Origin of the sequence: Actinacidiphila cocklensis (assembly GCF_907177275.1) — a bacterium.
GTDB classification, from domain to species: domain Bacteria; phylum Actinomycetota; class Actinomycetes; order Streptomycetales; family Streptomycetaceae; genus Actinacidiphila; species Actinacidiphila cocklensis.
In genome coordinates this window covers 272,022-278,220 of sequence record NZ_CAJSLV010000081.1, presented here as the reverse complement: position 1 = coordinate 278,220, position 6,199 = coordinate 272,022, and the positions used below count along the sequence as shown (strand labels likewise).

8 protein-coding genes and 1 pseudogene are annotated in these 6,199 nt (G+C 72.4%); 4 read left to right on the top strand and 5 right to left on the bottom strand.

Annotated features, from left to right (window positions below):
* On the bottom strand, positions 1 to 249 hold a 249-nt coding region (locus NFU81_RS30280; RefSeq protein WP_251496797.1), incomplete at its 3' end, for a response regulator transcription factor.
* A gap of 221 nt (positions 250 to 470) precedes the next feature.
* On the opposite strand from NFU81_RS30280, the gene NFU81_RS30275 reads away from it, so the two are divergent.
* Positions 471 to 986 carry a flavodoxin domain-containing protein gene (locus tag NFU81_RS30275; RefSeq protein ID WP_251496793.1) on the top strand — a complete coding sequence of 172 codons (516 nt, stop codon included), beginning with the start codon at positions 471 to 473 and terminating at the stop codon, positions 984 to 986.
* Between the two features lie 42 nt (positions 987 to 1,028).
* Here NFU81_RS30275 and NFU81_RS30270 read toward each other — a convergent pair whose 3' ends face one another.
* Positions 1,029 to 2,018 carry an Acg family FMN-binding oxidoreductase gene (locus NFU81_RS30270; protein WP_251496789.1) on the bottom strand — a complete coding sequence of 330 codons (990 nt, stop codon included), beginning with the start codon at positions 2,016 to 2,018 and terminating at the stop codon, positions 1,029 to 1,031.
* A 256-nt stretch (positions 2,019 to 2,274) separates the two neighbouring features.
* On the opposite strand from NFU81_RS30270, the gene NFU81_RS30265 reads away from it, so the two are divergent.
* Positions 2,275 to 2,898: a hypothetical protein gene (locus tag NFU81_RS30265; protein WP_251496786.1), complete on the top strand. Its 624-nt coding sequence runs from the start codon at positions 2,275 to 2,277 to the stop codon at positions 2,896 to 2,898.
* Between the two features lie 153 nt (positions 2,899 to 3,051).
* Here the strand turns inward: NFU81_RS30265 and NFU81_RS30260 are convergent, their stop codons facing one another.
* Positions 3,052 to 3,891 carry a universal stress protein gene (locus NFU81_RS30260; protein ID WP_251496856.1) on the bottom strand — a complete coding sequence of 280 codons (840 nt, stop codon included), beginning with the start codon at positions 3,889 to 3,891 and terminating at the stop codon, positions 3,052 to 3,054.
* 592 nt (positions 3,892 to 4,483) lie between these two features.
* On the opposite strand from NFU81_RS30260, the pseudogene NFU81_RS30250 reads away from it, so the two are divergent.
* Positions 4,484 to 4,639 (top strand): annotated as a pseudogene (locus NFU81_RS30250) (FMN-binding protein); the annotation flags it as partial.
* Positions 4,632 to 5,024, top strand: coding sequence for a hypothetical protein (locus tag NFU81_RS30245; RefSeq protein WP_251496783.1), 393 nt, complete (start codon positions 4,632 to 4,634; stop codon positions 5,022 to 5,024). The pseudogene NFU81_RS30250 and the gene NFU81_RS30245, both read left to right, overlap by 8 nt.
* Before the next feature lie 231 nt (positions 5,025 to 5,255).
* Here NFU81_RS30245 and NFU81_RS30240 read toward each other — a convergent pair whose 3' ends face one another.
* Both NFU81_RS30240 and NFU81_RS30235 read right to left on the bottom strand, forming a co-directional pair.
* On the bottom strand, positions 5,256 to 5,789 hold the full coding sequence (locus NFU81_RS30240; RefSeq protein ID WP_251496780.1) for a DUF2231 domain-containing protein: 534 nt from the start codon (positions 5,787 to 5,789) through the stop codon (positions 5,256 to 5,258).
* A 62-nt stretch (positions 5,790 to 5,851) separates the two neighbouring features.
* Positions 5,852 to 6,154 (bottom strand): hypothetical protein, encoded by a 303-nt coding sequence (locus NFU81_RS30235; protein ID WP_251496777.1) that lies wholly within the window; start codon positions 6,152 to 6,154, stop codon positions 5,852 to 5,854.
* Positions 6,155 to 6,199: the final 45 nt, after the last annotated feature.

Genomic DNA, 6,199 nt, shown 5'->3' with positions numbered 1-6,199 from the left:
GGCCGACCGCAGCTCCCGGCACACCGAGATCCCGTCGCCGTCGGGCAGCCGCACGTCCAGCACCGCGACGTCGGGCCGCAGTGCCGGCCCGCGGGCCACCGCGTGGTCCGCGGTGCCCGCCTCCCCGACGACCTCGATGTCCGGCTCCGCGTCCAGCAGGTCGTGGACACCCCGGCGTACGACCTCGTGGTCGTCGACCAGGAAGACCCGGATCGGGGAGTCGGGGGAGAACTGCCGTGCGTCGCTCATGTCGGACCCTCGCCCTGCCGTCTGCCGCCTCGGACTTCCGATCATCAGCCCTTCGACGCCTCTCGCACTAGGGCCGAACGGACCCCGGTGAGTCGGACACCGGGACCGCCGGAGAGCCCGCAGAGGTCGCGGTGCAGGTAGATGTCGAGGAAGGTGACGGTGGAACGGCGGCTCGGGCCGGCCGGGCATGGTCAGTGACGGGCAGAGGCGAGGTGAGGTCGATGAGCACGCCGCACGTTCTCGTCGCGTATGCATCGAAGAACGGCTCGACGGAACAGATCGCCGGGTGGATCGCGGACGTCCTGTCCGCCCGGGGGACGGTGGCCGACGTACGGCCGGCTGGGCAGGTGGACGGTCTGGCCGGATATGACGCCGTAGTGCTCGGCTCCGGGGTGTACGCGGGCCGCTGGCTGCGGGACGCCACGCGTTTCGCGCGCCGGAATCGCAAGAGGCTGCGGGAACTGCCGGTGTGGCTGTTCAGCAGCGGACCGCTCGACGCCGAGGTGGCCGATCGCGCGCCCGCCCTCGTCCGCGGCGCCGTGCGGGTCGCCGACATGGTCGACGCCGCCGATCAGGTGACATTCGGCGGCCGGTTGGACGACAGCGCGCGCGGTTTCGTCGCCCGGCAGATCCTCAAGCAGGGCAAAGGGGGTGACTTCCGGGATCGGGATCGGATCCGCGCCTGGGCGTCGGGCATCGCCGACCAGATTGCCGCAGCGTGGGGCCGATCGGCGTGAGGCGGTTCGTGCGTGACGGCTCTCCTCGCGTCTCCGCCCCGGTCAGTCCGGCCCGGGTTCGACGTCCTCCAGGACGTCTCGGACGGGCCGACGGGGGCTTGCCGGGCCTTCCGGGCCGTAGCCGAGCCTGATGAGCATCTGCACGTGCCGGCCGCCCCCGCGCGGGTCGCGAAGCGCCCACCTGATGTCGGGCCACTCGAGCCCCTGGTGGAGCAGCGAGGCGCGCACACCGTGGACGGTGGCGACCAGCAGGGCGCGCTCCAAGGCCTGTCCGGCCCGCAGCCAGTCCGCGTGGTGGTCGTGGGTGGTGGTCAGCACTGCGATGACGGGGTGCTGCTCGAAGCGGGTCGAAGGCTGCTGGTCGGCCGGGCGGAGCGCTGAGAAGTCCCGTACCGGCAGTCGCGCGTTCGCGTCCTGCGGGCCGAGCACCGCACCGGGCAGTCCGTCCTGGGCGCCGTCGCGTACCCAGCTGCGGCTCTCCGTACGATGTTTCGGGTCACTCACGGCGAAGCGCTCGGCCTCCGCGGTGAGCTGGAGGATGCGGCTGGTCTCGCCGGGCTCCGGCAGGCGCAGCCGCGCGCCTTCTGCGTCGGCCGCCTGTGCGATCTCGCTGAGGACGTCCGCCGGGACCTGCCGCCCGGAGAAGGGGACCCGGGAGCTGTGCCGGCGCCACAGGGCGTCGTAGAAGTCTTCGTCGAGGTGCCGGGCGGTTCGGGGCGCACCTGCGAGCCGTACGGACACGAGGTGGTCCGGTTCGCTCGGCCGGGGAAGCAGCCGTATCACCGGCTCCCAGCCGAAATGCCGGACGGCGACCCGCAGATTGAAGACGGCGGCACCCACCGATATGTGCAGGGCGCGGCCCTGCGGGTCCGCCTCCCGCAGCGCCCGCTCCGGCGCGGCGCGGACCTCGATCGTCGAAGTGTCGGGGTCGAGCCGATACCGCCAGGGCTGTGTGTTGTGGAGGGAGGGTGCCGCCACAGCCGCCCGGATGAGTGTCTCCAGCGTCGCCGCGTCCAATGTCGTGGTCTGCATACCGGTCTCCTTGCGCCGCCTCACCTTCCAGCATCACGACGGGCGAGCCGGCGCGGCAGGGGTCCGTCGGTCACCGGTCCGGGGCCGGTCGGCCCCACGGCGGTGTAGCGGGGGTTTGCGCGGCGGAGGCGGCCGCACCATCAAAGGGCCGTTCGGCCCAGGGGCAGGGGCCGTAGGCCCCCAGCGGCGACATCGCAGTGCACAAGACAGTAATGGCGTACCGAGCCCCTACCATCTGAAACAGCAGGGAGTCATCATGGCCGTCCACGACCACGCCCGGCAGCGCACCGGATTCCACCTTCCCACCTGGAACAGGACATTCGCCGACGGCGGGAGTGGCACGGCGACCGCCGCCGCCGACGCCACCTTCGCCGCCAGGTCGCTGGCCGCCGTGCGAATCGCGATCGGCTTCATCTTCCTGTGGGCCTTCCTCGACAAGACCTTCGGCTGGCACTACGCCACCCGATCCGGCAAGGACTGGATCGATGGTGGCTCGCCCACCAAGGGCTTCCTGTCCGGTGTCTCGGCCGGCCCCCTCCAGTCCTTCTTCCACGACATAGCCGGAAAGGGCTGGACCGACTGGCTGTTCATGCTGGGCCTGCTCGGCATCGGCGTCGCCCTCGTGAGCGGCGTGGCCCTGCGCCTCACCGCCGTCGCCGGGACTGCCCTGATGGCGATGATGTGGGCCGCCGAATGGCCGCCCGCACAGCACCTGTCGAGCGGCGGCCCCAGCATGTCCTCCAACCCGCTCGTGGACTACCACGTCATCTACGCCCTGGCGATGATCCTCTTCGCGCTCACCGCCGCCGGTACCACCTGGGGCCTCGGTCGCCTCTGGGCACGGATCCCCTTCGTGCACCGCAACCCCTGGCTCCGGTGATCCACGGGACCCGAAGAGATCGGGGCACCGCCACAACGGCGGTGCCCCGCACGGCTGTCCACGAGCTGGTTCCTACGGTGAGCTGAACCGCCGACGACCGGGGTCCTCCCGTGCACACCGTGCCGGAGGACCCCGGTCAGCCGCCCGCCCGGCTCAGCGCCGCGGGGCGAGGAGCAGTGGGCAGCGGGTGTGATGGGCTACCGCATGGGGAACGCCGCCGAACCGTCGGCCGGTACGTGCCTCACCGCGGCCGACCACCAGCAGACCCGCGCCGCCGGAGGCCCGCACCAGCGCGTCCGCAGGTGCCAGCAGACGCAGGTCCGGTAGGACGTCCACGGCCGGGTACTTCTTCTTGCCGCCGCGCAACGCGTCCTCCAGCACCTGCAGTTCCTGGTCCTCGCACTCGGCCCGGTCCTCCTCCACGGGCATCAGCGGCCGCTCGTCGAACGGGGCCGGAAGGCGCCAGCCGCTCACCGCCCGCAGCCGTGCCTCCCGCCGCCGGGCCGCGTCGAACGCGAGGTCGAGCGCCTGCGGGTCCGGGTGGTGCCCGTCGACGCCGACCACGACCTCCCTTACGCCGCTGTCGTGCGCCCAGCCGACCGGAACGAGTGCCACCGCGCAGTGCGAGCCCGCCGCGACGCCCAAGGCGACGGATCCGAGCCGCAGCCCGGCGAACCCGCCGCACCCCCGCGCCGCGACCACCACGAGCTCCGCCCCGCTGCCTACATCGTTGAGCACCTCTTCTGGGACACCTGTGAGCTCCCGCCCCACCACATCGAGACGAGGGTGCAGGTGCGCCACCTCCGCAACCGCCTTCTCCATGAGCCGCACAGCCGACGGCTGGCCCACGTCTGCCTCCGGCGCACTGCCGAACACGGCACCGTGGCGGGGCACCACCATCACCACACGCAGCGCGTACCCACGCGCCACAGCCTCGCCCGCCGCCCAGTGCAGAGCTGCCAGACTCGCGTCCGACCCGTCGGTCCCAGCCACCACATAGCGCGTCACTGCGTCCCGCCTCCCGCCTCCCGCATCAGTCCCGTGGTATCGGCTCCGCGGGTACTCCCTTCCCACACTCGCCGATCCCGCCCGGTCGGGCCTACCGGCTGATCGGCCCGCACCGGGATCCAGAGGTCCCGCCGGGCGACGAGGCGCTCCAGGTCGTGCCGTCCGCGGTGACCGCGAAGGCGCGGGTGCCAGGCAGCGACTCCAGCCAGCCGTGCCCTCTCCACCCCCACCCCTTGACCAGCCCGGTGGGGTCGAAGCCGTCTGCGTACGGCGCTGAACCAGCCGTCGCCGCGCCGCTCGGCCGCCTCGCAGAGCCCGAGCACCTCCCAGGCCTCGGGGGGCACGCGGACAGCGCCGGTGTCCCGGCCGCCAGCCGGCTGACCTGGCTCTGCGGCCGGTAGGTCGAGAAGACCTCGTCGACGTGGCCGAGCCGGCGTGGTCGGCCAGACGAAGACCGTCGTGCTGACGTACCCGGCATGCTCGAGGGCACGATCGGCGGGCTGCTCCTGCTCGGCCTCAAGCCGCACACGACCAGCGCCACCACCGCCCACATCGCGGCGCCGGCGTCCAGCCAGTCCGCGATCAGGAGATCACCGGCTTCGCCGTCCCCCAGCTCACCCAGGAGGCGCCGGCGGCGCAGAGCCCGCGGATCGACACCGTCTCGGGGGCGACGTACACCAGCGAGGGCTACATCCAGTCCCTGCAGAGCGCCCTGGACCGGGCCGGTGGCTGACGGCGGTGCCCGGCTGCGCCGGGTCGAGCACACCACGGGTACGGGCCTGGACCGGGTGTCCCCACCGGACGAGGGCGACGTGGACGACCGGCAGGCACACCGTGTAGCGGCCCAAGGAGGAGTGCCGGCGGGCCGTCGACCTCACCCGGCTCGTGCTGGACGCCGTCGACGACCCGCGCGGTGGGACCCGGCCACCGCTGGGCACGCCACCTGCCGGAAGCCCCGATCACGACGGCCGGCGACCCGCTACGGCTCCAGCAGGGTCACCGGGAACCTGCTCGCTGACGCCGGGCTGCACACCCGGCTCGGCAGCCGGGTCACCGTCCGGCTCCGGCAGGACGAGGCGGCCTCCCGCCTCGTGGTCGAGGACGACGGCCCCCGGTAACCCCCAGGTCATCTGCGACACCGTCGTCGAGCGCTTCGCCCGCGCCGACCACACCCGACCGGGGCCGGAAGGCCACGGCGCCGGCCTCGGCCCCGCAATCGTCCGCGCGGGCGCCACCGCCCATAACGGATCGGCAGAGGTACGAAGCCGCCCGGGCGCGACCGCGTTCATCGCCACACCGCCCAGGCACTACCAGCCGGGCGGGCAAACCCTCGGTTTCGTGCGTGCCCGTCAACCGTGGTGGCCTTCGGCGGACTTGTCGTAGCTGTCGTGCCAGGCCGCCTTGGCACCGGACTCGCCGATCCGATAGACGTCCACGACGGCACCGGCGGAGACAGCGACGGCCAGCACGACGGCCGCCGTGCGCAGCACGGTCGGCGAAGTCCAGCGGGCAGCGCCCGCTGAGGACACGCCCTCGGCCGTCTCTGCGCTCTGCGCGAGACGGCGGCCCAGCCACCAGATGGCGAGCGTTATCAGGAAGAGAGCGACGGCCCAGGGCAGCAGGCCGTCGCCCAACTCCGTGTGCTTGCGTACCAGCGGATCATTGCCGACCCGCGACTCCAGCCACTCGCCCGCATGCGTGGTGACTGGCACCAGCCCCAGCGTCACGAGCCCGAGCAGCGGCAGCGCCAGACCCATGCGCCGGGCAAACTGGGGCCGAACCGCACCGACCACCGCGGCCAGTGCGGTCAGCGGCACCAGCACCACAACTGCATGCACGAAGAGGACGTGCGCGGGCAGACCGTCGATGTGTGTCAGGCTCATGGGCGTCTCCACGGAAGAGGGCGTGCGCGAGGAGCCCGCCGGGAGATCCCGACAGGCGCCGCTCACGGAGAGATCGCAGCCTTCCACGCCAACTTCTGAGCTTCTTCTGAGTGTCGGACGTCGGTTCCTTCGGCGACGGGCGCGCCGGTGGGGCCCAAATCTCGGAGTCGGTCCTTGGCCTGCGGGTTCGTGGTGATGTCAGCCGGCATCCGGTACTGGTTGACGAGCCCGCCGGCGATGCTGCCCTGCTGGGCCGCGGGCAGATGCATGCGGGCGAAACGGCGGGAGGTGTCCTCGGAGGATCTCAGGGCCGTCACGCACATCATGCGGGCCATGTGGCGGTCGTTGTCGTTGATCAGGCTCATCCGCCCGCCGGTGGCCCCGATCGCGGGGCGCAGGTCGACATCGCA

Excerpts from the sequence above, each read along its gene's own strand:
- NFU81_RS30275 (WP_251496793.1), top strand. The coding sequence starts at position 471 with ATGAGCACGCCGCACGTTCTCGTCGCGTATGCATCGAAGAACGGCTCG.
- NFU81_RS30270 (WP_251496789.1), bottom strand. The coding sequence starts at position 2,018 with ATGCAGACCACGACATTGGACGCGGCGACGCTGGAGACACTCATCCGG.
- NFU81_RS30265 (WP_251496786.1), top strand. The coding sequence starts at position 2,275 with ATGGCCGTCCACGACCACGCCCGGCAGCGCACCGGATTCCACCTTCCC.
- NFU81_RS30240 (WP_251496780.1), bottom strand. The coding sequence starts at position 5,789 with ATGAGCCTGACACACATCGACGGTCTGCCCGCGCACGTCCTCTTCGTG.
- NFU81_RS30235 (WP_251496777.1), bottom strand. The coding sequence starts at position 6,154 with ATGAGCCTGATCAACGACAACGACCGCCACATGGCCCGCATGATGTGC.